Below are 23479 nucleotides of genomic sequence, written 5' to 3' on the forward strand. Positions count from 1 at the left end.
AAAGGTAGAGGAATTGTCCAGCGTCGCTCAGGATGCCGACCATCGAGGCAGGATCGATGAAGGACCGGCGACGGGAGCGGGGACCCGCGCTCGTGTGCGTCTCTCGCCGGACATCCGGCGAGTTCTCGTCGCTCGATCCCTGAGAGCGTTCGGGGATGGCTATGTGGCGATCCTGCTGCCGGTGCATCTTTCACGGCTCGGCTACGATGCTTTTGGCGTCGGCCTCATCTCGACCGCTTCCTTGCTGGGATCCGCCCTGCTGACGCTGGCCCTCGGGCTGGTCGCCTACCGGATCCAGCGGCGTCTGTCCCTGCTCGCAGCCGCCCTTCTCATGCTGGCAACCGGGCTGGGTTTTGCCGGAGTCGACGCTTTCTGGCCGCTGCTGGTCATCGCCTTCGTCGGCACGCTCAATCCATCCGGCGGCGACGTGAGCGTCTTCCTACCCCTCGAGCACACTGTCCTTTCCCACGTCGTCGCGGACGAAGACCGGACGGCGGCGTTCGCCCGCTATAGTTTCGTCGGGGCCTTCTTCGGTGCTCTGGGGGCACTCTCGGTCGGCATGGTGGACTGGCTCGCCCCAGTCATCGCACCATCGGCCACGGTCACTGCCTTGTTCGGCCTCTACGCAGCCATCGGGCTACTCACGTTCTTCCTCTACCGCCACCTTTCACCCCAGGTGGAAGCCGGCACCGACAGCCCACCAGCGCCGCTCGGGCCGTCACGTGGGATCGTCTATCGACTGGCGGCCCTGTTCTCCGTCGACGCCTTTGGCGGCGGGTTGGTCATTAACGCCTTGCTGACGATCTGGCTCAGCGAGCGGTTCGGCATCAGTGTCGCCACCATTGGGGCGATCTTCTTCGTGACCAGCCTGTGCTCGGCAGCCTCGTATTTCGCGGCGGTGCCATTGGCCAAGCGGTTCGGGCTGATCAACACGATGGTGTTCACCCATCTGCCGTCGAGTGTCTTCCTGATTTCGACCGCCTTCGCGCCGACGGTCTGGATCGCATTCGGGCTGCTGATCCTCCGAAGCCTGCTGTCCCAGATGGATGTCCCGACCCGGTCCTCGTACGTCATGGCGGTGGTTACGCCGGAGGAGCGGCCCGCCGCCGCGAGCGTCACGGCCGTGCCTCGCAGCCTCGCTTCGGCTCTCGCGCCGCTCCTGTCCGGCTGGCTGCTGACGGCGTCACCGTTCGGCTGGCCGCTCGTGCTCGCCGGCATCCTGAAGGCGGCTTACGACCTGACGCTGCTATTGCAGTTCTCGGCGATCAAGCCCCCGGAGGAACGCTGACGCGGTTCAGGGCCCGGCGCTCTCACACTGATGACGTGGGCCAGAACAGCCAGATCAGGAACGCGGCGGCGACGACCCATAGCGTAACAATCGCCGCGGCACCCGCCCGGCTCAAGGGCCGTCCCTCCCGGGCAGCCGCTGCGGCCCTGAACTCCGCGATAAGGTCAGCCGGGACGAGCCTGACGGCGAGCAGGATTCCCAAGGGCACGATGAGGAGGTCGTCGAGGTAGCCCAGAACCGGGACGAAGTCCGGAATCAGATCGATCGGCGAGAGTGCATAGGCGGCCACCGCTCCGGCCGCGGCCTTCGCATACCAGGGCACCCGCGGATCGCGGGCCGCGATCCACAGCGCGACGACGTCACGCTTGATGGATCGCCCCACCGCTTGGCCTGGTCGATCGTACTGTGAGTGCCCATGCTGACTCCGATCGCATCCGGTCGAAAGATGCCCGCTTGCCCTATGACAGCGCCGTTGCCGGTGCCGCGAGGTCGACAAAACCTTGCACCAGCATGATGGCGCCGAGCACGCCCACGAGGCCGGCCGAAGCCAGCGGCAAGCGCCGGAGCAGGCGGTCGGAGAAGTTGATGCGCTTCGAGGCGCACTGAACGCCCCATGCAGCGGCGACGCCGATCGACACCATGGTGATCGCCAGCCCGAGGCTGAAGGCGGCGACGGTAGCGGCCCCGAGCGTGAACTGGCCGAGCTGGAGGCAGATCAGCAGCACGGTGATGGAGGCCGGGCAGGGGATCAGGCCACCGGTGATGCCAAACAGCGCGATCTGACCCGTGGTGACGTTGCCGCCGTTGGCTGCGAGCTGGCGGGCGATCTGCTCAGCGTGCTCGCGCTCGTGGGCGTCCTCGTCATGCCCGACATGATCGTGATGGTGCTCGTGCCCGTGCTCGCGCTCGGCGAAGCTCACCTTGTAGGTGTGAGCATGGTCGCCGTGCGACAGCCGCACCCGGGCCGTGAACGTATGCGGCTCCGGGATTTCCCCGGCGGATTCGAGATAGCCGTCCCGCTCGACGAAGGTGAACCGCTCGCCCGAGCCATCGCCGCGGTCGGTTTCAACCAGTACGTCCTCAGCTTTCCACGTGTTGCCGCTGATTGTGCGTAGGCGCCAGCGCGGTGGCACGCCGTCCTCGAAGATCGACAGCTCGACGATGCCGTGTCCGGTATCGATAATCCTGACCTCGTCATGATGATGGTGGTCGTCGTGACCGTGATCATGGTGGTGATGCCCAGGGTGATGGGGGCGCCGGAACCAGCCGATGTTCTGGCCCGTGCGCCAGATCATCCAGGCGGCGATGCCGAGGATGATCATGCCCGACGCGATCAGTAGCCAGGCCTCGAAATGCGAGTTCAGGATCTCGCGGCCGAACGACAGGCCGAGCATCGCCACGATCCAGACGATCAGCGAGTGCGAGAGGGCGGCGCAGACGCCGAGCAGGATCGCCTGCCCGATGGTGCCGCGAATGGCAACGATGTAGGCGGCCATCATGGTCTTCGAGTGGCCGGGCTCCAGCCCATGCAGGGCACCGAGCAGGACGGCAACGGGCAGGTAAATCCAGCCGTTGCCGCCGGATTGAAGAAGTTGAGCAATATCAGGCATCGGTTTTGGTTCTCCGGAAATGTCTCGCGGCGGTAATCATTCTCCCCGCCGCCAGGGATTGGGTCACTTCAAGTAGGTGCGCACCACATCGATGAGTTCGGCCGCGCCCTTGGCCCGCTCCGGGTCCGGCTCATGCGCGGGATCAACGACGTGGTTGCGAATATGGTCCTCCATCAGCTCGACGGTCAGACCATTCACGGCGCCCTGGACCGAGGCGACCAGCATGAGGACGTCCGCGCAGCCGAGCTCCGCCTCAAGCGCCCGCTCGATGGCCTCGACCTGTCCCTTGATGCGGCGGGCGCGGGCCAGAAGCTTCGTCTTCTCCTTGATCGTGTGAGACATGCAGGCTCCTCGCTGATGGGCCATATGATATAGGGGCCTACCCTATTTGTCGTCCACCCTATTGTTTGCCGCAGGCGAGGAGAAACCGTGACGAAGGAGAATCCCTGTAGCTCCGTGTGCCGGCTCGACGGGCGGACCGGCTGGTGTCTCGGCTGCGGGCGGACAATCGCTTCAGCGCCAATGTCACCGGGTGTATGATCACCATTGCCGGCTCGAACAGGAGTACGCCATGCCGTCCACTTCGCGTCTATCTCTCACGACTGGTGCCCTGTTTCTCATGTCGTCGACGTTCAGTGTTCAAGCAGATCCTATTGTCTATGCGACAGGCAGCGTCGGAACCGATCTCCTCGCCATCGACGCGAAGACCGGCGAGACCAAAGTGATCGGCAGCTTCGGCTATCCCGGTTCGGCGCCGCTCGCCTTCGGCGCCGACGGGAAGCTCTACACGGTCACGGACTCGATGCGGCATGAGAACTCGAGATCACAGTTGGCCGTTGTCGACCCGAGCACCGGCCAGGCGACCCCCATTGGCGAGCCGCTCGACAAGACGGTCCGCATCATGGCCCTGGGTCCCGGTCCAGACGGAGCTCTGTACGCCAGCGGCGTGATGGAAAACCGGCTCTACCAGGTCGACACCCAAACGGGGAAATTCACCGAGATCGGCCCGTTCAAGGGCGGCAAGGACGTGATGGACTTTGCCATCAATCCCAAGGATGGGGCGATGTACGCCACCACGACAACGGCGCTGTACCGGCTGGATCCGAAGGGAGCTGAACTGAACGAGGTGGCGCATTACGCAAACGTGCCCCCGAGCGTGATGGGCATCGTGTTCGATCATGACGGCACGCTTTATGCCACCAACTACGGTGGGGAGAGTGCACTCTACAGAATAGATCTCGCGACCGGGAAAGGTGAGAAGATCGCGAATTTCCCGGAGCACAATGTCCACTCGGCCGACATGAAGCCGGTTCAATAGACCTCAGCAGGACCATCAAACGGATTGAACACTTGACGCTGATCGTCAAACCCCAGGCTGCGTAGGAGGTCTCGGTTCCCATCGTGGAAAATGAAACTGCATGGGCGCGGAAGTGCTTTGATGCCTCCGGGCAATCCGTTGGTCGTGTGACCGGTCAGTGGACGATTGCCCTGAGGCTCACTGAGCATAGCAGACTGCCTTCCGACGAAACGACTTCGAGAGCCACCCGGCCCAATCCTCTTCATCGTCCATCGCGCGCCGCAACTGAGTTGCGTCTGGCATGCTAAGGCGGGACGGCCCAATTGTCCGGCCAAATGTCGATAAGCATTACCCTGCGTCACTATCGGGTCATTGCAAGGCAAGATCGCGCAGTAATTTCCCAAGTGGCTTTGAAAATCATGATCGAGTAGGAAGTCAAACCCCGTCGAACAGGGTCTCTTGAGCATTTATTTTCTCTAATTTCTATCTTTTTGTTTTTCTATCTTGTGGTGATCGAGAAAATTGTCCATATGACGTCAATCCAACCGAAATGTTCGGCCTGCTCTCTGAAGCTCATGATCGAGCGCCGAGCCCGCTTTCCGCATCTTTGAAGTTTGGTCGCCGCGTGGAACTCCGCTGCGGATCCGCCGTTTCGCGCTGCGTTCGGCTCCATCAACAATCAATAAATTCGGCCCGGCTCGACGCCGAGGCCGCCCAAGGACATCATGATGACTATCCCTCAGACGAAGCCCGTTAAGGCAGCATTTCAGACCTCAGCTACGAAGCCCCCACGTAAGTCCAGCCTGACGTGGCAGCCACACCAAAGCAGTCTCACGCGCGAAGAAATCCGGGCGATCATCCTTGAGCAGATTGGGTGAGATCATCGAGGCCAGAACCGTGGCGGTCCAGGGCACTCTTACAATTGCACACGGTTCTATAATCTTTTCATCTCCACCGGTGGCTTGTTGGGCGTTCTGAGAAAGGGCTGCCCCGTGACCCATTAGAGAACGCAATCGGCACTTCTCGGAAGTAGCGATCTAGTCAGATTCCAGGCAGTAAGCGGACGTTCATTCTACGTGGCTGTGCCGACTAGAGCAAATTGCATTCTGATAGGATCAGAAGGCTCCGTCGCAAATCTGAAGCGAGGGCGAGAAGCTGGCCGGGGCTCTGCCGCCGGCTCAGGCCGCAAGCAGCTCAAACTGCTCTGCTAATGACAGGTGCGGATTTCCGGCGTACTTCGCTTGCTGCTTACGCATCATGTGCACCATCTCGATACCGCCGAGGATCACACTGGCAGTGGCCACGGACTGGAACCCGAGCATCGGTCGGACCCGCCGCTTGATAGCCCGATGATCCTGGTCAATTCGATTATTGAGGTAGCGACTCTGCCGGATCCGGATCGGCTCGAGCTTCCGTCGTGATCGGTCCTGCAGCCGGTCCGTTGTGTCCCAGGACAGGATCGCCTCCCGATTGGTCTGGCTGCCGCCGATCACAATCCTGACCCACAGCGCGGCCGAGAGTGGCCTGCGGCAATGGGGTCTCACGCTCCAGGAGCGGGTCGGCTTCAAACGGGCAGCTGTTGCTCCATCATGCGGCGACAGCTGTCGACCGCGAAGACGACCCTGCTCCCGGCACACGCTCACTGGCGCGCCGCTGATCCGCTTGGACTGAGCTCTCCTGAGGCTCCCTCGACCCTGATCCCAGTGTCGATCCGGTGAGCTCGTGAAAAACTACTTGCAAATCGATCCGCGATTAGACGACCCCATCAGATCCATTCGATCAAGTTGGCTGATCGCGAACCTTCGGAAGAGTAGGTGAGGGTGCGGCAGCCTGAGCGGAGGGTGGACCCCAACCAGCACGTGCTCGCTCCTCGAGCCTTCGAACGAGTAACGCTGCCGGATAGCTAACTGCAAAATATAAGATCCCTGTCACCGTATAGATGGTAAAGTACTGATAGCTCCTCGCTGATATGATTTGTCCTGTAAACATAAGTTCTTGAACTGTGACAACTGATGCAAGCGCAGTATCTTTGAACAGCGCAATTAGATAGTTTCCCAGTGCCGGCAACACTATTCTAAAAGCCTGCGGTAGCACGATCAGTCTAAACGCGAGGAGCGGAGACAGAGCGAGGGAGTTCGCAGCTTCGATTTGACCACGCGGGACGGCTTGGATCCCGCTGCGATAGACCTCACTCATGTATGCGGTGTAGTTCGCGGTTAGGCCGATGACCGCCGCTGTAAATGGTTCAAGGCGAATCCCGACGCTCGGGAGAACGTAATAAATGTAGAGGAGCTGAAGGATCAGTGGCGTTCCCCTGGTGAACTCCACATAGAGATCGGCTGGTAGTCGGATCCAGCGCGTTCGTGCCAATCTCGCGAGGGCAACCGGAATACTGAGGATCCCAGCTAGAATTATTACGATAAGGGTAAGAAGGACTGTGGTCAGCAGTCCCTTGAGAAGAACGTCGCCATAGTCCCGAACAACTGAAAGATTTAGAAGGTCCATACTGGCTTCTCGATCCTGCCTGCCTGAGAGGGGCAGGCAGGCCTGTGCTGGGTCAGAGCGGGAAGAAGAACAGATTACGGTTGGACAAGCCGTATTTCTTGAGAATGGCTGAAACCGTGCCGTTGCCGCGAACTTCGGCGAGTCCTTGCGTGAACGCCGCACGCAGGGTGCAGTCCTCCTTCCGGAGAGCGTAGCGTGCGTAACCGTAGCCGTATTTGAAGATCAGTTCGTCCGGAACCTTGACGTTGTTGACGATTTCGATCGGCGCCGACCCGTTGGCCTTGAGGAATTCCAGAACCTTGACATCGTCCTCGACAATAGCGGGCACGCGCCCGGTCGAGATCGCGGAGAACTCTTCGGCATCCGTCTGAAAGGCAACGACATCCGCGCCGATTTTCCGCAAGTACTCGTCGGCAGCTGAACCAGCGATGGCGCCGATCTTCTTGCCCTTCAGCATGTCGAAAGAGGTCAAATTCCCGGGATTTCCTTTCTGAGTCACAATGGCTGGCCCATACCACCACGCCGGTCCAGTGAATGAAACGACCTTCAGCCGATCCGGCGTAATGTGGATGTTGGACGATACCGCGTCGATCCGTTTCGCCAGCATAGCAGGAATGAGTTGCCCGAAAGGTGCGACTTCATATCGAATCTTCGTGACTCCCATCCATTGAAGGGCGGCCTCATTGATCTCAACATCAAGGCCGCTTGCTTTGCCTGTCGTGGGATCAAGAGACGTATAGGGAGGGGAGGGCGAGATGCCCAGAGTTATGCCGTCCTTGACAGCCTTCTGGTATGAGCCATCGCCGCAAGCGTCGAATAGCGGAGATGCCTCGTGCTGAAATTCCTCCGCACTGGCAGTCGTGATGAAGAGGCTCAAGGCGAGCCCGATCGCTGTTCTCAACATCGTCTGGTTCCTCCGAGTTTTTCGAATGGCCGTTTTCCGGCTTCTTGTATTGATAGATGGCTGTCGTGCCCTTCTGCGGAACATTCAAATCGAACCGGCGCCTCATGGCGAGACGCCGGGACTTGTTCGCATTCAGGGCATCCGGCCTAACCCTTTCGAGATAACCTCCTTCGTCTCGGAATCGCTCTCTGCAAATTCAGAGAAACAGCGGCGACGGATCCGGAACGAATTTTCGGATCTTGTCACGGTCGATCTCCACGCCTAGGCCAGGCCGTTCAGGAATGGACAGATAGCCTTCGTCATCGAGCTCGAAGGGCTTCACGAGAATGCCGTCGACATAAGGGCTTCCGCCGATGAACTCCACGAGGTCCGCATCCGGGAAGGCCGATGCCATCTGTAGATCGGCGGCAACGCCAAGCGCGGTATTCCAGCCGTGGCCGATATATTTGACGCCAAACTCGGCCGCCATCCAGGCGATCCGCCGCTGTTCGCTGATGCCGCCGACCTTGGTGACATCCGGCTGAACGATGTCGAAGGCACCTCGGGTCAGCCATGGAATGAAAGCTTGGCGTCGGGTGAGAACTTCGCCTCCGGCGATCGGAACCGGGCTGACCCGGCGGAGGTGGCAGAAGTCATCGAGCGCATCAGGCTTGAGCGCCTCTTCGAACCAGCCAACATTGTAGTCTTTCAGCATCTCGGCAGTCCGTATGGCCCACTTGAGTCCATGCGGCCAGTATGCGTCACTCGCGCCCGCATCCACGAGCAGCTTGTTGTCGTGTCCGGCCGCTTCGCGTGCGGCCCGAACGATGGCTTCATCTAGCTTCGTGTCCAGCGCCCGCCCGAACGGTCCCCAACCGATCTTGAACGCGCGGAAGCCCTTTTCGCGGTATTCGGCGACGACATCGCCCATCCGGTCCGGCTCCTCCATGAGAAGAGAGCAGTAGGGCTGAACCCGGCGCCGATAGGTACCACCAAGCAAGCGTCCGACCGGCATTCCGGTGGCCTTGCCCAAGATATCCCAGAGGGCGATGTCGATTCCGCTGATGGCATGGGTGAGCGTTCCGCCCCTGCCCATCCAGAAGGTGTTCTGATGGAGTTTCTCGGTGACGCGCTCTGCTTCAAGCGCATTTTCCCCGGCAAAGAGCGGCTCAAGAACTTTCAGCCCGGCCTGGACGAGGCGACCGTCGGTGAATGCGCTGCCGAAGCCCGTGATGCCCGCATCTGTATGCACCGCGATGATCGCATGAATCGAGTCCTCTGGCTTGATCTCCGCTGACCATCCGCCTTTCGGACTTTCACCAAAAAGGGGGGCTGCCTCAATCGACCGTATTCTGATCGGCGGAAGTGCCGTCGCGTGTCGAGTGTGGCCGGGCACTGTCTCTGCCATGTGGAGTACCATATTTTGGAAGGTGAGGGGAAAGCCGAAGGGAGATCAACTCTTGTCGTCCGATGATCGCTCTGCTCGTCGTCGGGCAATGAGGCCGATGAAATCGACAGCGTGGGTCTGAGTGTTAATGTGATCGTCGAGAGCCTTGGTCATTGCCTTCAGGTCGCCGGCCTCGAAAACACGAACAAGAGTCCGGTGCTCCTGGACGATCTCCGCCATGTTCTTTCCGAGAGTTGAGAGGCCCACAATAATGGTGAGTTGCCGGGACAGCATTTCCCAGAGATCGCAGATCACCTCGTTCCCACTGAATTCGCACAAGGCCCGATGAAAGGCGGTATCGGCGTTTGCAAGCCCGTAGGCATCTCCACGCGCTCCCATCAGCTCGAGTTCGTCGATGTGGTGATGCAGGAGCTGCACCTCCTGTTTGCCGTTGCGTCCGGCGATGATGGCTCGCGTCGCGGCAGCCGTCTCTAGGGCGACCCGCGCTTCGATCAGGTGATCGATCCGCTCCTGCGTCACTGTGCGCAGGCGGATCCCCTTATAGGGCTCGTTGACAACAAGTCCCTGGCTCTCGAGGATTCGTAGCGCCTCCCGCACGGGGACCCGGCTGATGCCGAGACCCTGCGCGAGCTCGGCTTCGACGATCCTATCTCCGGGAAGAATGCGGCTCGATGCGGCTGCCGCAACGATCTCATCGATGACCATATCGACCAGCGTCCGGGGTTTCAACGGTCGCCACCCGTTCTGTGGTGCGGCTTCGGCACGCTGCTGACGCGGCGCTTCTCTTAAACTGGTTCTCGTCCTGGTCATCAATCAGTCACTCAAGATTTCTGTCTGATCCGAGAGCCGCTACCGAACGGGCTGGACCAGCTGGCCGCCGATCCCGTGGCTCCTGCCTCGCAGAGCCTCGAGCGGATCAGGATGGGCATTGACATGTCGTAGAATCGTATACCAACATACGATTGGCAACACAAGATCGCATGGGGAATGAGGCAATGGCCGGTGACGAGTCCAAAAGTCGAATTCAGCATGGGGTGGATTTCGACAGGGCCGGGCGTCAGGCCGGCTATCTCCGGGCGCCTCTATCTCGCAACATGTCGGGATGGGGCACAGTGGAGATCCCCATCGTTTGCGTGAAAAACGGCTCCGGACCGACGGTACTGTTGACCGGCGGCGTCCATGGGGATGAGTACGAGGGGCAGATCGCGGTCTCGGACCTCGCCCGCACGCTGGACCCCATGGCCATTCAGGGACGTGTCATCATGCTTCCTGCGGTCAATGTACCGGCGGTCCTGAACGATACGCGTCTGTCGCCTGTCGACCATCGCGATCTGAACCGCTGCTTCCCGGGGAATTCCCGCGGTTCGTTCTCGGAGATGCTGGCCCACTTCATTGACACGGTCGTGCTGCCGCTGGTGGACGTCTCGATAGACGTTCACACCGCTGGGCATTCCATGGAGTCGGCCCTTTCGACCAATATGCATTATCTGCCCGATCCACAGATGCGCAAGCGCACCATGGATGCAGCAGCAGCCTTCGGAGCACCGTTCAACGTGGTGTTCTGGGGTGTTGACGAGGGAGCAACCTTGACCTCCTCCGTCGAGCGCCGTGGCATCCTGTCACTTGGAACGGAACTCGGGGGGTGGGGCCGCGTCAACGTCGAAGGCGTGCGCATCGGCAAGCGGGGCCTGTCCAACGTCCTCAAGCACCTCGGCGTCATGGAGGGCAGACCGGACACGTCTCAACGTGACGGGTCACCCGGAACGCGCCACATGATGGTACGCAATCAGGATTGCTACCTCTTCGCCCCTGCCGGCGGGGTCTTCGAGCCGCGGCATCTGGCGGGAGCAGCCGTCGAAGAGAACGATATCGCAGGCTACATCCATTTCGTCGAGGACATCGACCGCGAGCCGATCGAGATCCGCTACCGTCGATCGGGCGTGCTTTGGATGGCGCCGGGACCGGGCCGCGCGCAACGCGGCGATGTCGTCGCCGTGGTGATGAACGACTACGACGAGGCGCTCGCAGCTGGATGAGGGTTAGCCGCGCTGAAGCGGGATAGGAACCGTACCAGCCCGAAAGACCCGCGGCCGGCGGAAATCACAGAATAGAACAAGGCGAGGGTTCAACCTCCAGAGTTTTGCAAGAGGGTATACGGCCAAGACAACGGAGGACGAGATGAAACACTGCAAAGGCTTTGGCATAGCCGTGTTGGGTGCGGCCATGCTATTGACCGTCCCTGGAGCAGCTTTTGCTCAAAACAAGGGGGGTGATGTCGTTATTGGCATCGTCCAGGCTCCCCCATCCCTCGATGCGCATGTGACCACGGCGCAGGCGGCGAGGAACGTCACGCTGCACATTTACGAAACGCTGTTTGCTCGAGACGAGAATGCAAAGCCTGTTCCGGAACTGGCGGAAGGCGTGAAAATTTCCGACGACGGAACGACCTACGTCTTCCCGATCCGCCAGGGAGTAAAGTTCCACAATGGCAAGGAGCTCGATGCGAACGATGTCGTCGCATCGCTCGAACGGTATCGCAAGATCGGCGCCTCTGCCCCACTGCTGAACGCGATCGACACGGTCCGCGCGACCGGTCCGCGGGAGGTAACGATCACGCTGAAGGAAATCCAGGCCACTTTCCTCGACAACCTATCCTCGCCGCGTGCGCCGATAGCGATCTATCCAGCCGAGGAGGCTGCCAAGCCCGCGAACCAGATCAACTACATCGGCACGGGTCCGTACCGGTTCGTCGAGTACAAGCCCGACAGTCACGTGAAGATCGCACGTTTCGACGGATACGTGACGAACCCTAACGCCAAGGGCCGTGACGGTCTGGCGGGTAAGAAAGAGGTCTTTCTCGACTCCGTGACCTTCCGGTTTATGCCCGAAGCCGGCGCTCGCAATGCCGCACTGGAGGCGGGTGAGGTGCATTTTCTGGAAACGGTCGATGGACCGACCGCGAACCGTCTACAGAGCGACAAGAAATACGTCGTTTACAAGGTCCTTCCCTTCGCCTTCCAAGTGATCAAGTTCAACCATGCTCAACCACCCGCAAGCGACGTGAACTTCCGTCTCGCCGTACAGGCCGCCCTCGACATGGAAGAGGTCATGGCGATCTCCTATCCTGATATCTATCAGATGGATGGGGCGTGGCTCTATCCGGGCGCTGCCTTCTACACGAAGTCCAATACGGAGAAGTACAACCAAGCCGATCTGGAGGCCGCGAAGGCCTTGCTCGCAAAGTCGGGCTACAAGGGCGAGAAGCTCACCTTTATTGTCGACAACCTGCGCGCCAACACGGACACGGCAACGGTTGTGCAGCAGCGGCTGAAGGATATCGGGGTCAACATCGAACTCTCGGTAGCGGACTGGCCAACCGTTTCAAAGCTCGGCTTCACGCCAACGGGCTGGAACTTCTGGGCGCACGGTTACGGAATTGAGCCCTACGAGGGGCCTGCCTCGGTCATGGCGCCTTGGGTCAACGGCACCTCGCAACAGAAGAAAGACGAGAAAATCGATGGGCTCTACGCCACCCTGATGACAACCATGGACGAAGGAAAGCGAAAACAGATTTTCGCAGATTTCCAGAAGCACATGTACGACAACGCTGTCGCAATGAAAGCCGGCAACTACGGCCTGTTCCAGGTGTCAAGCGCGAAACTGAAGAACTTCGAACCCTCCCGGATCCCACGCATGTGGGGAGTGTGGCTGGAGCAGAACTGAGAATGCCGGGCGGGTAGGGGATGCCTCCACCCGCCCCGAAAGGAAGGGTGATGACGAGGTTTCTGACTAAACGGCTTGCTGGCGCATTCGTCGTCCTCGCGCTCGTATCCCTGATGTCATTCGCGATTATCTGGCTCGTGCCGGGCGATCCGACTGCGGCTTTTCTCGATACCAGCGCCACACCGGAGCAGGTAGAACGGCTGCGCCGCGAACTTGGCCTCGACCAGCCTATCTTCATCCAGATGTTCGATTGGTATGGGCGCATCCTGCAGGGCGATCTCGGGCATTCCATTCTTCTCAACCGCAGCGTCACAGCCGCCATCCTTGAACGCCTGCCGGTAACGCTCTCGCTTGCCGGCATCGCGCTCGTGCTCGCTCTCGTGGCCGGCATCTCGGCGGGTATCGTGGCTGCGGTCAACCACAACCGCTGGCCGGATCAGGTCGTCATGACAGCTGCCCTGTTCGGGCTATCGGTTCCAGATTTCTGGCTCGGGATCATGTTGATCCTGCTGTTTGCCGTGAAGTTCGGCTTCTTCCCGACCGGCGGGTACGTACCTCTCGGCGGGGATCCTCTCGGCTGGCTGCGCAGCATCTTCATGCCAGCCATGACGTTGGCGGTCATTCAAGTTGGCTTCATCGCACGCATGACCCGCGCATCAATGCTGGAAATCCTGAACCAGGACTTCATCCGGACGGCCGACGCGAAGGGACTGAAGCGCATGGAGACAATGCTGCGCCATGGCCTCCCGAACGCACTTGTTCCCGTTCTCACGGTAGCCGGGATCGTCGCGGGGGCTCTTCTCGGCGGTGCCGTTATCATTGAGCAGGTCTTCTCCATTCCGGGGGTAGGGCGCCTCATCATCGGGGGCATTTTGTCGCGAGACTACCCAGTGATCCAAGGCGGTCTGCTGTTTCTGGCCGTGATCTACCTCGCTGTAAACCTCGTCGTTGACATCCTCTACGCCTTTGTTGATCCGCGAGTTCGTCTGGAATGAGTACCATCGTATCCGGTTTGAAAGTCTCCAGCCAAAGTCCCACTTGGCACGCCGCGAAGCGGCTCTTGCACAATCGTTCCTTTTTGATCGGCGCCGGGCTGGTGCTTGCGATAGCCCTGATGGCCCTTTTTGCCGATGCGCTGGCTCCCTTCGATCCGCTGCGCAACAGTTTTCGGACACGGCTTCTTGCCCCGGATGGGCGCTACTGGTTCGGAACGGATCATTTCGGCCGGGATATCCTCTCACGCGTGATCTTCGGTGCGCGGATATCCCTCACAATTGGCATTCTCACTGCAGTCCTGACTGGTATCGCGGGGACGCTTATCGGGGCGGCGGCGGGGTTCTTCCGGTCGCTGGACAACCCCGTGATGCGCCTGATGGACGCCCTGATGGCCTTTCCGGCGATCCTACTCGCCATCGCCGTCGCCGCCGTTCTCGGCGCGTCGGTGACGAATGTCATCATCGCTCTGGCCATCGCGACGACGCCGCATACGGCTCGCATCGTGCGAGCGTCGGTGCTCGTCGTGCGCGAACAGGAGTTCATCCTGGCTGCGCGGGCGCTTGGCGCCTCAGAAATGAGGCTTCTTTTCCGGCACGTGCTACCCAATGCTCTTGGCCCGCTGATCGTACGCCTGACCTATGTCTTCGCCACAGCAATTCTGGCAGAGGCAGCCCTGTCGTTCATCGGGGTCGGCCCACCGCCCCCGGCACCATCTTTCGGCAGCATCATCGCGCAGGGGCGGGACTTCATCGCAGAAGCACCCTGGATCACAATCTTCCCTGGCCTAGCCATCATCATATCCGTCCTGGGATTGAACCTCTTGGGTGACGGGCTGCGCGATGTCCTCGACCCGCGGATGAGGACCTGAGGCGAAAGATGACGCGCCCCATTCTCGAAATCAAAGGTCTCACGACGGCTCTGGCTAATAGCAAGGCGACGGTCCTCGAAGATGTATCCTTCTCCCTGCAACCAGGCGAAGTGCTTGGCGTAGTGGGCGAGTCCGGGAGTGGAAAGAGTATGCTCGCCCTTTCCGTGATGGGCCTTCTCCCAAAGGTGATCCGGCAAACCGCCGGATATATCACCCTCAATGGTGAGGATCTGACCGGATCGTCGCCCGAGCATTGGCGCGAAAAGCGCGGGCGAGACCTCGCCATGATCTTCCAGGAGCCTATGACTGCGCTCAACCCCGTCATGCGGGTCGGCGAACAAGTCACGGAGGTTCTGCGCCGGCGAGGTGTGCCTGGCGAGAAGGCCCGGCAGATGGCAATTGATCTCTTCATGCAGGTCGAGATTCCCTCTCCTGGGCAACGCGTTCGAGCCTACCCGCACGAATTGTCGGGCGGCATGCGCCAGCGGGTCATGATTGCCATCGCGCTTGCGGCGGACCCAAAGGTTCTCATCGCAGATGAGCCGACAACCGCGCTCGATGTAACCGTTCAGGCGCAGATCCTCGACCTTTTGCGCAAGCTGCAGAGAGAGAGGGGATTATCTCTGCTCTTCATCACGCACGATCTTGGCGTCATCGCAGAGATCGCCGACCGGGTTTTGGTTCTGTATGCCGGGCGCGTCGCGGAGATTGCTTCCGTTCGGAAGATCTTCGACAGCCCCCAGCACCCTTACACGCGCGCCCTCTTAGCTTCGATCCCGGACACCAAAGGGCCACGTGGACGGCTCGTGACCATAGAAGGAGCGGTGCCATCCATTGGCACCATGCCCAAAGGATGTCGTTACGCGCCGCGCTGCACGTTCCGGCGCGACATCTGCGAGCAGGAGCCACCCCGCTTAGGTACTGTCTCGCCCGGCCAGGCTGCGGCATGTCTACAACCCTTTGGCTTCGAGCCGCCGCAAGAAGAGGCTCTGGTATGACGTCCGAAACAGTCATTGAAGCGCGCGGCTTGACCAAGATCTTTGGTGATCGGCGCGGGCTCTTCAAGGAGCACTCCGCAGGAACGCGGGCCGTGGACGGAGTCGACCTCGCCGTGTGCTTGGGCGAAACCCTCGGCCTCGTCGGCGAATCTGGGTGCGGCAAGTCCACCACTGGTCGCCTGCTCCTTCGTCTGATCGAGCCAACTTCTGGATCCGTCTACTTCAATGGACGCAACCTGACGGAACTGTCCAAGGCGGAACTGCGCCGCAGTCGACGGGACATGCAGATCATCTTTCAGGATCCTTACGGCTCCCTCAATCCCCGCATGACGGTCGGCGATGCGATCGCCGAAGCGTACGTGATCCACGGAATCGGCGACAACGCCATGCGGCAGCGCTCGGTCCGTGAAATGCTGGATTTGGTGCGCCTTCCGCATTCGGCGGCCGCGCGTTATCCGCACGAATTCTCCGGTGGCCAGCGCCAGCGCATTGGCATCGCTCGTGCTCTTGCGCTGAGACCAAGTTTCGTGGTGTGCGACGAGGCGGTCTCAGCCCTGGACGTCTCCGTCCAGGCGCAGATCATCAACCTCCTGCAAGATTTGCAGCGCGAACTGAACCTGACCTACCTGTTCATTTCGCACAATCTGTCGGTCGTGCGCCATATTTCCGACCGGGTGGCGGTGATGTACCTTGGACGCATCGTTGAGCTTGCCAAGACTGACGCCCTGTTTGCAAGCCCGGCCCATCCGTATACGCGGGCGCTTCTCTCGGCCACCCCGCGATCTCATCCAGACGAACCCCGCCACCGACACCAGCTGAGTGGGGATCTGCCAAGTGCGCTCGCCATACCGCAGGGCTGCCGCTTCGCTTCTCGCTGCCCCTTCGCGCAGGAACGCTGCCGGACCGTCGATCCGCCGCTCGGCTCCTTGCCTGATCACCGCCTTGTCGCCTGCCACCGCACCGCCGATGGCACGCTCCCCGTCTATGAACTGAACGCCTGAGGAAACACAATGCCGAAAGTTCTGATCGTCGAGTGCATGCAGGAAATCTCCTCCTTCAATCCGCTGCCATCCGAATACGAGAATTTCCATGTCGAACGGGATGGGGAGCTTTATGCCCAGCGCGGGCTCAATACGGCTATTGGGGGAGCCCTGTCGGTGTTCGAGGCAAGCCCTGACATTTCTCTCGTTCCAGCGATCGGAGCGCGGGCGGGCAGCGCCGGATTGCTTTCGGCACATGGGTGGCAAAGGCTTTCGACGGAAATCCTGGACGCGATCAAGACACGCATTGACAATGTGGAGGGCATCTATGTTTCGCTACACGGAGCCATGGGGGCCGACGGCGAACTTGACCCAGAGGGATATCTTCTGTCCGAGATCCGCCGAATGGTAGGACCTGACATGCCCATCGTGATATCGCTCGATCTGCACGGTATCCTGACTGACAGGATGCTGCGCCAGATCGACGGGCTGGCGATCTATCACACGTATCCGCACGTTGATTTCGCAGACACGGGCGAGCGTGCTGCCCGACTTCTCATGGCACTGCTCCAGGGGGGAAGGAGGCCCGTGATCGCCCGTGCGGTCATTCCAGCTCTGGTGCGTGGAGACGAACTGATCACTCGATCCGGCTGCTATGGCGATCTTATTCGTGAGTGTCAACGCATCGAGAGGGACGGGACCGCGATGGCTGCCGGGATCATGATCGGCAATCCCTTCACCGATGTCCCCGAACTCTGCACCCAGGTGCTGGTGATGACTGATGGAGATGAAAGCGTTGCTCGCCGCGAGGCCGAGCGCCTGGCGCAGGAATTCTGGCAGCAGCGGTTTCGGATGCAGGGCAAATTGATCCCTCTCGACCGGTCCATCGCCCAGGCGAGCACGATCGACGGTCCTGTCGTCTTCACCGATGCCGCGGACGCCACATCGTCAGGAGCGACCGGCGATTCCAATATCATTCTCAAAGCCCTGCGGGATGCAGGATACCGCAAGCGGATCCTGGCGCAGATCGTCGACCCTTCGGCGGCTGCAGAGGCCCACAAAGCTGGAGTAGGAGCTACGATCGAGGTCACCCTCGGCGGTTTCTATGACAAGACGCGTTTCGAGCCGATGCCCGTGCGCGCCGAGGTCCAGTCCCTGTCGAATGGGCGCTCTCAGCTTGAGACCATGAAAATCAGCCTAGACGCGGGCCCGACTGCGGTTCTGACCTTCGACAACTTCACGGTGGTCGTGCTCACCCGAACCGTCAGCCTATTTGATCGGGCCATGTACTATTCCAATGGGCTCGATCCGCAGGATTTCGACCTCATCGTTGTCAAGTCACCTCATACAGAGCATCACATGTATGACGGCTGGGTCGAGAAGAACTTCAATATCGACGCGCCGGGCGCAACTTCGGCGAACCTGAAGAGCCTGGGACACACGATCTGCGCCCGGCCGATGTATCCCTTGGACGAGATCGTCGAGTTCGTTCCGACATCCAGCATCTATCCGCGCTAACATCTATCAACCCCTCATCCACTAGTGGCTACTATTATGAAGATTGAATCGGTCGACTTCTTTTACTTGGCGATGCCCGAGATCACGACAGAGGCCGACGGCAGCCAGGATGCGCTGCTGGTGCGTGTCACAGCAGGCGGGCACACCGGATGGGGCGAGTGCGAGGCCTCGCCTCTTGTCTCAATCGCAGGATTCGTCTGCCCCATGTCGCACGGGGTCTGTCGGCCCGTCGGGGCCTCCGTCCTGGGCCGTACCATCGATTCTCCTGATGACATCGCGCTCATTGCGGCAGAGGTCGAGTACAACAGCATGGATTTGCTGCAGGCCGCGCACACGTTCTCCGGGGTGGAAATGGCGCTGTGGGACCTGCTTGGTAAGGCGAGGGGTGAGCCTGTCTGGAAGCTTCTTGGTTACGATGCGTCCCACAAAAAGACACCCTACGCGTCCCAGCTTTTTGGCGGTACACCGCATGAGACGTACCAAGGCGCAGTGAAGGCCCGGAAGGAGGGCTTCAGGGCCGTCAAGTTCGGCTGGGGGCCAATCGGGCGAGGCCGGGTTGAGAGTGATGAAGAACACTTTCATGCTGCGCGCGAGGGATTGGGGGCCGATGGAATCCTCCTGGTCGATGTCGGACAGATCTGGGGCGAGGATGTGGAAGCTGCGGCGGCAAGACTGCCTGCGCTGGAGGCGACGGGTGCCACCTGGCTGGAGGAGCCTTTCCATGCCAGTGCACTTGAAGCCTACGGTGCGCTCGCCCGCCGCAGTGGCAAGGTGAGGATTGCGGGCGGGGAGGGGGCGCACAACGTTTCCATGGCCCGACATCTCATAGATTACGGTGGTGTCGGGTTCATTCAGATCGATTGCGGCCGCATTGGCGGCATCGGACCGGCCAAGAAGATCGCGGATTACGCCGCAGCCCGTAATGTCACATTCGTGAATCATACGTTCACCTCCCATCTGGCCTTGAGTGCGTCATTGCAGCCTTATGCTGGTCTCGCAGACCACACGATCTGTGAGTTTCCGTTTGCACCTAAGCCAATGGCCCGCGAATTCACAGCCAACGCACTGCAGCGGGACGAGAACGGTGAGATCGCGGCCCCCGATGCTCCAGGACTCGGGATTGAAATCGATCAGGAAGGCGTCCGGAGGTATCTTCTCGACGTCGAGATCAAGGTGTCGGGACGTACGCTTTATGTGACACCAGAGCTGGCATAGGCGAAGACTCCAGCACCGTTGTTCACGGTGCCCGCGGCTCCTCTAGAGCCTCGGACGCGGGATGTGGAATCCAATTTTGGATTGAATCCGATGCTTCCACGAGAGAACAGTGCATCGTTTGAGCGGGCCCGAAGGGCCACGTTCGTGAAAACCGGGTCCACTTTTCGCTCGCGCGGCCCGCTGGGTCCGCACGATGCGCTAGATCGGGAACCGGATATGTCAGGTGTTTCTGTCGGCGCGGTATTGCTCGTCGCCTCAAGCCTACTCTCGACCATGGAGGTGATCTGCGTTCGCCTTCTCGAAGGGCATGCCAGCAATGGGCAGATCCTTTTGTTCCGAGCCGGCGGACAGCTGGCTTTGGTGAGTGCGAGCCTTGCATTCGTCGGCGGCCTTCCGCTTCTCCGCACGAAGCGGCTCCCTGTCCATCTCGTCCGCGCGGGCCTCTCTGCTGGGTCATGGTAGCTGTATTATGCGAGCTTCCAGACTCCTGATCTCGCACTCGCCACAACGCTGCGCTTCTCCAGCCAGATCTTTGTCGTCATTCTGGCGACACTGTGCCTGGGTGAGCGGCTCGGTGCGACACTCATCGGACTTTTTGGAATTGCCATCGCCGTGCGTCTCTGGGGCGTTCAGTCTATCGACAGTCGGGCCTTGTACGGTCTCGCTAGCGCTTTCCTTGGTCCGGTGATGCTTGTCTTCACGCGCTCGCTGTCGCAGACTGAGCGGACGCAGGCGATCATGGTCTATATCGGAGTGATCGTATTCTTGGCCGCAGTACCTCAGGCGGCACTGGACTGGAGGGCCCTTACGGCACGCGATATAGTGCTTCTCCTGGCAATGGGACTTCTTGGCACCAGCGCCATGTGGCTTATGGTGGAGGCATATCGGTACGCGGAAGCCTCTGCCTTGGCACCATTCCCTTACTTCCGCCTGATCGTCTCGCAGTGGCTGGATCTGTCTTCTTTAGCGAAGTTGTGCGGCTGGAAACCTTGGTCGGCGCCAGCCTGATCCTCGGGAGTGTGCTCCCAATTATCTCGGAGGCGCAAAAACAAACCACTTATCTTAGTGGAACCCAACCACGATTGATCTCGCAATGGAAGAAAAGGGTAGGGAATGAGCAGCAATAGGCGATTTGAAGGGCGCAACGCCATCGTCACCGGGGGCGCTTCGGGCATAGGCCTTGGCGTCGCGACGAGGCTCGTGTCCGAAGGAGCGCAGGTAGCGATCTGGGACATGAGTCCGGGTGCACTTGCCGAGGCACGCGACAAGATCGGCAGCAACCTGACCGGCATCCGCGTCGACATCACGGATCCAGATGGCGTGCATGCCGCTCGGGAGGAAACGCTCTCTGCCTTAGGGGGCATTGATATTTTGGTCGCGTGCGCCGGCATTACAGGTCCGAACACGACGACCTGGGAATATCCCATCGACGCCTGGCGGAAGGTCATCGATGTTAACCTCAACGGCTTGTTTTATTGTAACCGCGCCGTCGTTCCCTCGATGCTAGAGGGCGGTTATGGCCGCATCGTCAACGTGGCCTCCGTCGCCGGCAAGGAAGGCAACCCGAACGCCTCGGCCTACAGCGCCTCGAAGGCTGCCGTGATTGGTCTGACGAAATCGCTCGGCAAGGAGCTAGCCACGAACAGCATCACGGTGAACTGCGTAACGCCGGCTGCGGTCCGCACTCCGATCTTCGACCAGATGAGCCAGAGCCACATCGACTACATGCTGTCGAAGATTCCCATGGGACGCTTCGGTGAGATTGAGGAGGTGGCTGCTTTGATCTGCTGGCTCGCAAGCGAGGAGTGCTCCTTCACGACTGGCGGTGTCTTCGACATCTCGGGCGGGCGTGCAACCTATTGAAATGGTGTTGCCCACCGGAATGACGAGACCACGGGGCTTGCGCTGTAGCGTGCCTGCCGGCGGCGCCGCGCCATGGGAAGATCTTTGTACCGCCCGAGGTGTTGTCATGTCTGGATGGGTTCTCCCGCACTTTGCGTGCTGCCTCTAGCTCCAGGCTGAGCTTCCCAACACATGATCGGTAGCATCTCTGTTCGGGAGATCCGTCATGTGCAAGCGCCTGTTGCCCCTCATCCCGGCAGGTCTGAGTCTCATTCAGGTCCTGCCCGATCCCGCGCGCATCACCATCCTCGCCCAACCCCGAAGCCGCACGGCGGCTTGTGCCAGCTGTGGCCAACCCTCCTGGCAGGTCCACAGCATCTACCAGCGCCGCCTGTGCGATCTGCCGTGGCAAGGGCGGATCGTGCAGATCCGTGTCCGCGTGCGCCGGTTCCGCTGCCTAAACCCCTGCTGTGGCCGCTGCACCTTTGCCGAACCCTTGATTGGCATTGCTGTTTGTCGCTTCCTGTTTCGCGGCCAGCATCCCAGACGCCAGCCTGTTCCAGGGCAGTCGGGAGTTGGCCGCCTATCTCGGCCTCGTACCGCGGCAGCACTCAACCGGCGGCAAGGCGAGGCTCGGGTCCATCTCCAAGATGGGCAACCGGCACCTGCGCAAGCTGCTGGTCGTGGGCGCGCACGCAGCGCTCTACAGCATGAAGTCCGGCAAGACCAAGACGGCCCTGGCTGCCTGGGCCCGCAATCTCCTGGCCAAGAAGCCGTTCAAGGTGGTCGCCGTCGCCTTTGCCAACACGATGGCCCGGATTGCCTGGGCGGTGATGGCTAGGAGCACGGCTTACGAGCCTGGAAGGAAAGGAACGGCTGCGCCGGTGGCATCATAGGCAGCCAGTTCAGACGATCAAACGATTTGCCCTTAGGGCATCCCAGTTGGCACGGTGACGATGAGATGATGTGAAACCACAGCGGATAGGGAACGCCGGACCTGGCAAACCCGTGGCGTTGTCTTGCGTCAGGCAAGCGCGAGAATGTGAGAGGGACCAGCTCCAGCGTAAAACATCAGGGCCTGCGGTCAGGAAGCACCGCGTTCAAAGGCCGGAGACATGACCGCACCCGCCCCGCCAGGCACAAGCATCATCAACAATCACGTTGCCAAACGGGCGCCATCCAGACATGACATCCCCTGTCACTGAACCCAACGGCAGAGGGTTGCCGGATCAACAGCGACACCACGCTCCCGCATCATCTCAGCCAAATCGCGGTAGCTGATGCCGTACTTGCAGTTTCAGAGCACACACAGCAGGACGGCTCCTGAGATAGCTGCCCTCCTTTAAACTGCCAAGGTTAATGCAACGGTGCCGGAATGATGGGCTCGTTCTCGAGGAACCAGCCATAATAGTGCTTGAGACCTTCCTTAAGCGGGATCTGAGGTCGCCACCCCAGGGCATTGATACGGCTCGTATCAAGCAGCTTGCGCGGTGTACCATTAGGCTTTGAGGCATCGAACGCGAGCTCGCCCCTGAAGCCGACGGTCTCCGCCACCATTCGAGCGACATCGGCAATGGCGATGTCCTCGCCCCATCCTATGTTCAGGGGCATCTCACCGCTATAGTGGCGCAACAGATATACGCACGCATCTGCCAGATCATCCACGTGCAAGAACTCGCGTCTCGGTTCGCCTGTACCCCACACCACCATCTCTCGTGCTCTCGAGACTTTCGCCTCATGTGCCTTGCGCAGAAGGGCCGGCAAAACGTGCGAGGTATTAAGATCGAAGTTATCGTTTGGACCGTACAGATTGGTCGGTTGACACGAGATAAAGTCTCGCCCGAATTGTCTGCGATAGGCTTGACATAGCTTGATTCCTGCAATCTTCGCGATTGCATACCATTCGTTGGTCGGCTCGAGCTCACCAGTGAGCAGTGCGTCCTCGTTGACTGGTTGCGGCGCCAGTCGAGGATAACTGCAGGATGATCCCAGGAACAGCAGCTTCTCAACATTGCTTCGATGCGATGACTCAACCAGATTCGAGATTATCATCAGGTTATCATAGATGAATTCAGCTGGTTGCGTGTTGTTGGCGTGAATGCCACCTACTTTGGCTGCCGCAATCACCACGACATGGGGCTGCTCACGCCTCATGAATGCATCCACCCCTGCCTGGTCCCGCAGGTCGAGTTCCGCGCGCGACCTGGTAAGAACTGTGAGTCCTTCCGCCTCCAAGCGGCGCACGACGGCCGAACCCACCATGCCTCTATGTCCAGCAACGAAAATCGATTTGCCCGTTAGGTTGAACATTCTAGTGCACTTTGGTGAGGTTAAGGCGTCTCGGTACA

Annotated in this window: 19 protein-coding genes and 5 pseudogenes; 14 read left to right on the top strand and 10 right to left on the bottom strand. The window is 60.2% G+C overall.

The genetic code is table 11. The features are described 5' to 3' along the window. Window positions 1-94: 94 nt before the first annotated feature. Window positions 95-1288, top strand: a complete 1194-nt coding sequence (locus tag AB8841_RS04365; RefSeq protein WP_370435534.1) for an MFS transporter — start codon at window positions 95-97, stop codon at window positions 1286-1288. 22 nt (window positions 1289-1310) lie between these two features. Here the strand turns inward: AB8841_RS04365 and AB8841_RS04370 are convergent. The 3 genes and pseudogenes from AB8841_RS04370 to AB8841_RS04380 all read right to left on the bottom strand — a co-directional run bounded on the left by AB8841_RS04370 (window position 1311) and on the right by AB8841_RS04380 (window position 3240). Further along, window positions 1311-1705 (bottom strand): annotated as a pseudogene (locus tag AB8841_RS04370) (YkvA family protein). 41 nt (window positions 1706-1746) lie between these two features. Continuing rightward, window positions 1747-2898, bottom strand: coding sequence for a sulfite exporter TauE/SafE family protein (locus AB8841_RS04375; protein ID WP_370434623.1), 1152 nt, complete (start codon window positions 2896-2898; stop codon window positions 1747-1749). Between the two features lie 63 nt (window positions 2899-2961). Continuing rightward, entirely contained in the window at window positions 2962-3240 is a 279-nt protein-coding gene (locus AB8841_RS04380) for a metal/formaldehyde-sensitive transcriptional repressor (protein ID WP_370434624.1), read from the bottom strand. Between the two features lie 87 nt (window positions 3241-3327). Between AB8841_RS04380 and AB8841_RS04385 the strand changes: the two genes are divergently transcribed. Beyond that, entirely contained in the window at window positions 3328-3438 is a 111-nt protein-coding gene (locus tag AB8841_RS04385; RefSeq protein WP_370434625.1) for a DUF1289 domain-containing protein, read from the top strand. A 31-nt stretch (window positions 3439-3469) separates the two neighbouring features. Continuing rightward, on the top strand, window positions 3470-4216 hold the full coding sequence (locus tag AB8841_RS04390) for a hypothetical protein (protein ID WP_370434626.1): 747 nt from the start codon (window positions 3470-3472) through the stop codon (window positions 4214-4216). A gap of 1157 nt (window positions 4217-5373) precedes the next feature. Here the strand turns inward: AB8841_RS04390 and AB8841_RS04395 are convergent. From AB8841_RS04395 to AB8841_RS04415, 5 genes and pseudogenes are all read right to left on the bottom strand, one after another. After that, window positions 5374-5694 (bottom strand): annotated as a pseudogene (locus AB8841_RS04395) (DDE-type integrase/transposase/recombinase); the annotation flags it as partial. A gap of 280 nt (window positions 5695-5974) precedes the next feature. Further along, window positions 5975-6700, bottom strand: a complete 726-nt coding sequence (locus tag AB8841_RS04400; RefSeq protein WP_370434627.1) for an amino acid ABC transporter permease — start codon at window positions 6698-6700, stop codon at window positions 5975-5977. 52 nt (window positions 6701-6752) lie between these two features. Next, the gene (locus AB8841_RS04405; RefSeq protein WP_370434628.1) at window positions 6753-7577 is read right to left on the bottom strand and encodes a substrate-binding periplasmic protein; all 825 of its coding nucleotides are present in this window, start codon (window positions 7575-7577) and stop codon (window positions 6753-6755) included. Window positions 7578-7800: 223 nt separating this feature from the next. Next, window positions 7801-8835, bottom strand: coding sequence for a mandelate racemase/muconate lactonizing enzyme family protein (locus tag AB8841_RS04410; RefSeq protein WP_370434629.1), 1035 nt, complete (start codon window positions 8833-8835; stop codon window positions 7801-7803). A gap of 201 nt (window positions 8836-9036) precedes the next feature. Beyond that, complete coding sequence (locus AB8841_RS04415; protein ID WP_370434630.1) at window positions 9037-9720, bottom strand: GntR family transcriptional regulator; 684 nt, start codon at window positions 9718-9720, stop codon at window positions 9037-9039. Window positions 9721-9986: 266 nt separating this feature from the next. Here AB8841_RS04415 and AB8841_RS04420 point away from each other — a divergent pair, with 266 nt between their 5' ends. The 11 genes and pseudogenes from AB8841_RS04420 to AB8841_RS04470 form a co-directional block, all read left to right on the top strand. Further along, window positions 9987-11027, top strand: a complete 1041-nt coding sequence (locus tag AB8841_RS04420; RefSeq protein WP_370434631.1) for a succinylglutamate desuccinylase/aspartoacylase family protein — start codon at window positions 9987-9989, stop codon at window positions 11025-11027. 142 nt (window positions 11028-11169) lie between these two features. Next, window positions 11170-12714: an ABC transporter substrate-binding protein gene (locus tag AB8841_RS04425; protein WP_370434632.1), complete on the top strand. Its 1545-nt coding sequence runs from the start codon at window positions 11170-11172 to the stop codon at window positions 12712-12714. Between the two features lie 50 nt (window positions 12715-12764). Beyond that, window positions 12765-13709 (top strand): ABC transporter permease, encoded by a 945-nt coding sequence (locus AB8841_RS04430; protein ID WP_370434633.1) that lies wholly within the window; start codon window positions 12765-12767, stop codon window positions 13707-13709. Continuing rightward, window positions 13706-14578 carry an ABC transporter permease gene (locus AB8841_RS04435; RefSeq protein ID WP_370434634.1) on the top strand — a complete coding sequence of 291 codons (873 nt, stop codon included), beginning with the start codon at window positions 13706-13708 and terminating at the stop codon, window positions 14576-14578. The genes AB8841_RS04430 and AB8841_RS04435 overlap by 4 nt, the downstream gene beginning before the upstream one ends. 8 nt (window positions 14579-14586) lie before the next feature. Beyond that, window positions 14587-15576: an ABC transporter ATP-binding protein gene (locus AB8841_RS04440; protein WP_370434635.1), complete on the top strand. Its 990-nt coding sequence runs from the start codon at window positions 14587-14589 to the stop codon at window positions 15574-15576. Beyond that, window positions 15573-16577: an ABC transporter ATP-binding protein gene (locus AB8841_RS04445; RefSeq protein WP_370434636.1), complete on the top strand. Its 1005-nt coding sequence runs from the start codon at window positions 15573-15575 to the stop codon at window positions 16575-16577. Before AB8841_RS04440 ends, AB8841_RS04445 begins: the two co-directional genes overlap by 4 nt. Before the next feature lie 9 nt (window positions 16578-16586). Beyond that, window positions 16587-18074, top strand: coding sequence for a M81 family metallopeptidase (locus AB8841_RS04450; RefSeq protein WP_370434637.1), 1488 nt, complete (start codon window positions 16587-16589; stop codon window positions 18072-18074). Between the two features lie 36 nt (window positions 18075-18110). Next, a complete protein-coding gene (locus AB8841_RS04455) occupies window positions 18111-19289 on the top strand; it encodes a mandelate racemase/muconate lactonizing enzyme family protein (protein WP_370434638.1) in 1179 nt (392 codons plus the stop codon). A 1113-nt stretch (window positions 19290-20402) separates the two neighbouring features. After that, window positions 20403-21152, top strand: a complete 750-nt coding sequence (locus tag AB8841_RS04460) for an SDR family NAD(P)-dependent oxidoreductase (RefSeq protein ID WP_370434639.1) — start codon at window positions 20403-20405, stop codon at window positions 21150-21152. 205 nt (window positions 21153-21357) lie between these two features. Then, window positions 21358-21582 (top strand): annotated as a pseudogene (locus AB8841_RS04465) (transposase family protein); the annotation flags it as partial. Between the two features lie 64 nt (window positions 21583-21646). Continuing rightward, a pseudogene (locus tag AB8841_RS04470) lies at window positions 21647-22027 on the top strand (transposase); the annotation flags it as partial. 305 nt (window positions 22028-22332) lie between these two features. Here the strand turns inward: AB8841_RS04470 and AB8841_RS04475 are convergent. Both AB8841_RS04475 and AB8841_RS04480 read right to left on the bottom strand, forming a co-directional pair. Next, window positions 22333-22425: pseudogene (locus AB8841_RS04475) on the bottom strand (IS6 family transposase); the annotation flags it as partial. 62 nt (window positions 22426-22487) lie between these two features. Next, window positions 22488-23441, bottom strand: a complete 954-nt coding sequence (locus AB8841_RS04480) for a GDP-L-fucose synthase family protein (RefSeq protein ID WP_370434640.1) — start codon at window positions 23439-23441, stop codon at window positions 22488-22490. Window positions 23442-23479 lie beyond the last annotated feature (38 nt).

It is taken from the genome of Microvirga sp. TS319 (assembly GCF_041276405.1).
Taxonomy (GTDB): domain Bacteria; phylum Pseudomonadota; class Alphaproteobacteria; order Rhizobiales; family Beijerinckiaceae; genus Microvirga.

Excerpts from the sequence above, each read along its gene's own strand:
- AB8841_RS04435 (WP_370434634.1), top strand. The coding sequence starts at position 13,706 with ATGAGTACCATCGTATCCGGTTTGAAAGTCTCCAGCCAAAGTCCCACT.
- AB8841_RS04440 (WP_370434635.1), top strand. The coding sequence starts at position 14,587 with ATGACGCGCCCCATTCTCGAAATCAAAGGTCTCACGACGGCTCTGGCT.
- AB8841_RS04480 (WP_370434640.1), bottom strand. The coding sequence starts at position 23,441 with ATGTTCAACCTAACGGGCAAATCGATTTTCGTTGCTGGACATAGAGGC.
- AB8841_RS04460 (WP_370434639.1), top strand. The coding sequence starts at position 20,403 with ATGAGCAGCAATAGGCGATTTGAAGGGCGCAACGCCATCGTCACCGGG.
- AB8841_RS04420 (WP_370434631.1), top strand. The coding sequence starts at position 9,987 with ATGGCCGGTGACGAGTCCAAAAGTCGAATTCAGCATGGGGTGGATTTC.
- AB8841_RS04445 (WP_370434636.1), top strand. The coding sequence starts at position 15,573 with ATGACGTCCGAAACAGTCATTGAAGCGCGCGGCTTGACCAAGATCTTT.
- AB8841_RS04390 (WP_370434626.1), top strand. The coding sequence starts at position 3,470 with ATGCCGTCCACTTCGCGTCTATCTCTCACGACTGGTGCCCTGTTTCTC.
- AB8841_RS04450 (WP_370434637.1), top strand. The coding sequence starts at position 16,587 with ATGCCGAAAGTTCTGATCGTCGAGTGCATGCAGGAAATCTCCTCCTTC.
- AB8841_RS04400 (WP_370434627.1), bottom strand. The coding sequence starts at position 6,700 with ATGGACCTTCTAAATCTTTCAGTTGTTCGGGACTATGGCGACGTTCTT.
- AB8841_RS04380 (WP_370434624.1), bottom strand. The coding sequence starts at position 3,240 with ATGTCTCACACGATCAAGGAGAAGACGAAGCTTCTGGCCCGCGCCCGC.
- AB8841_RS04455 (WP_370434638.1), top strand. The coding sequence starts at position 18,111 with ATGAAGATTGAATCGGTCGACTTCTTTTACTTGGCGATGCCCGAGATC.
- AB8841_RS04430 (WP_370434633.1), top strand. The coding sequence starts at position 12,765 with ATGACGAGGTTTCTGACTAAACGGCTTGCTGGCGCATTCGTCGTCCTC.
- AB8841_RS04425 (WP_370434632.1), top strand. The coding sequence starts at position 11,170 with ATGAAACACTGCAAAGGCTTTGGCATAGCCGTGTTGGGTGCGGCCATG.
- AB8841_RS04375 (WP_370434623.1), bottom strand. The coding sequence starts at position 2,898 with ATGCCTGATATTGCTCAACTTCTTCAATCCGGCGGCAACGGCTGGATT.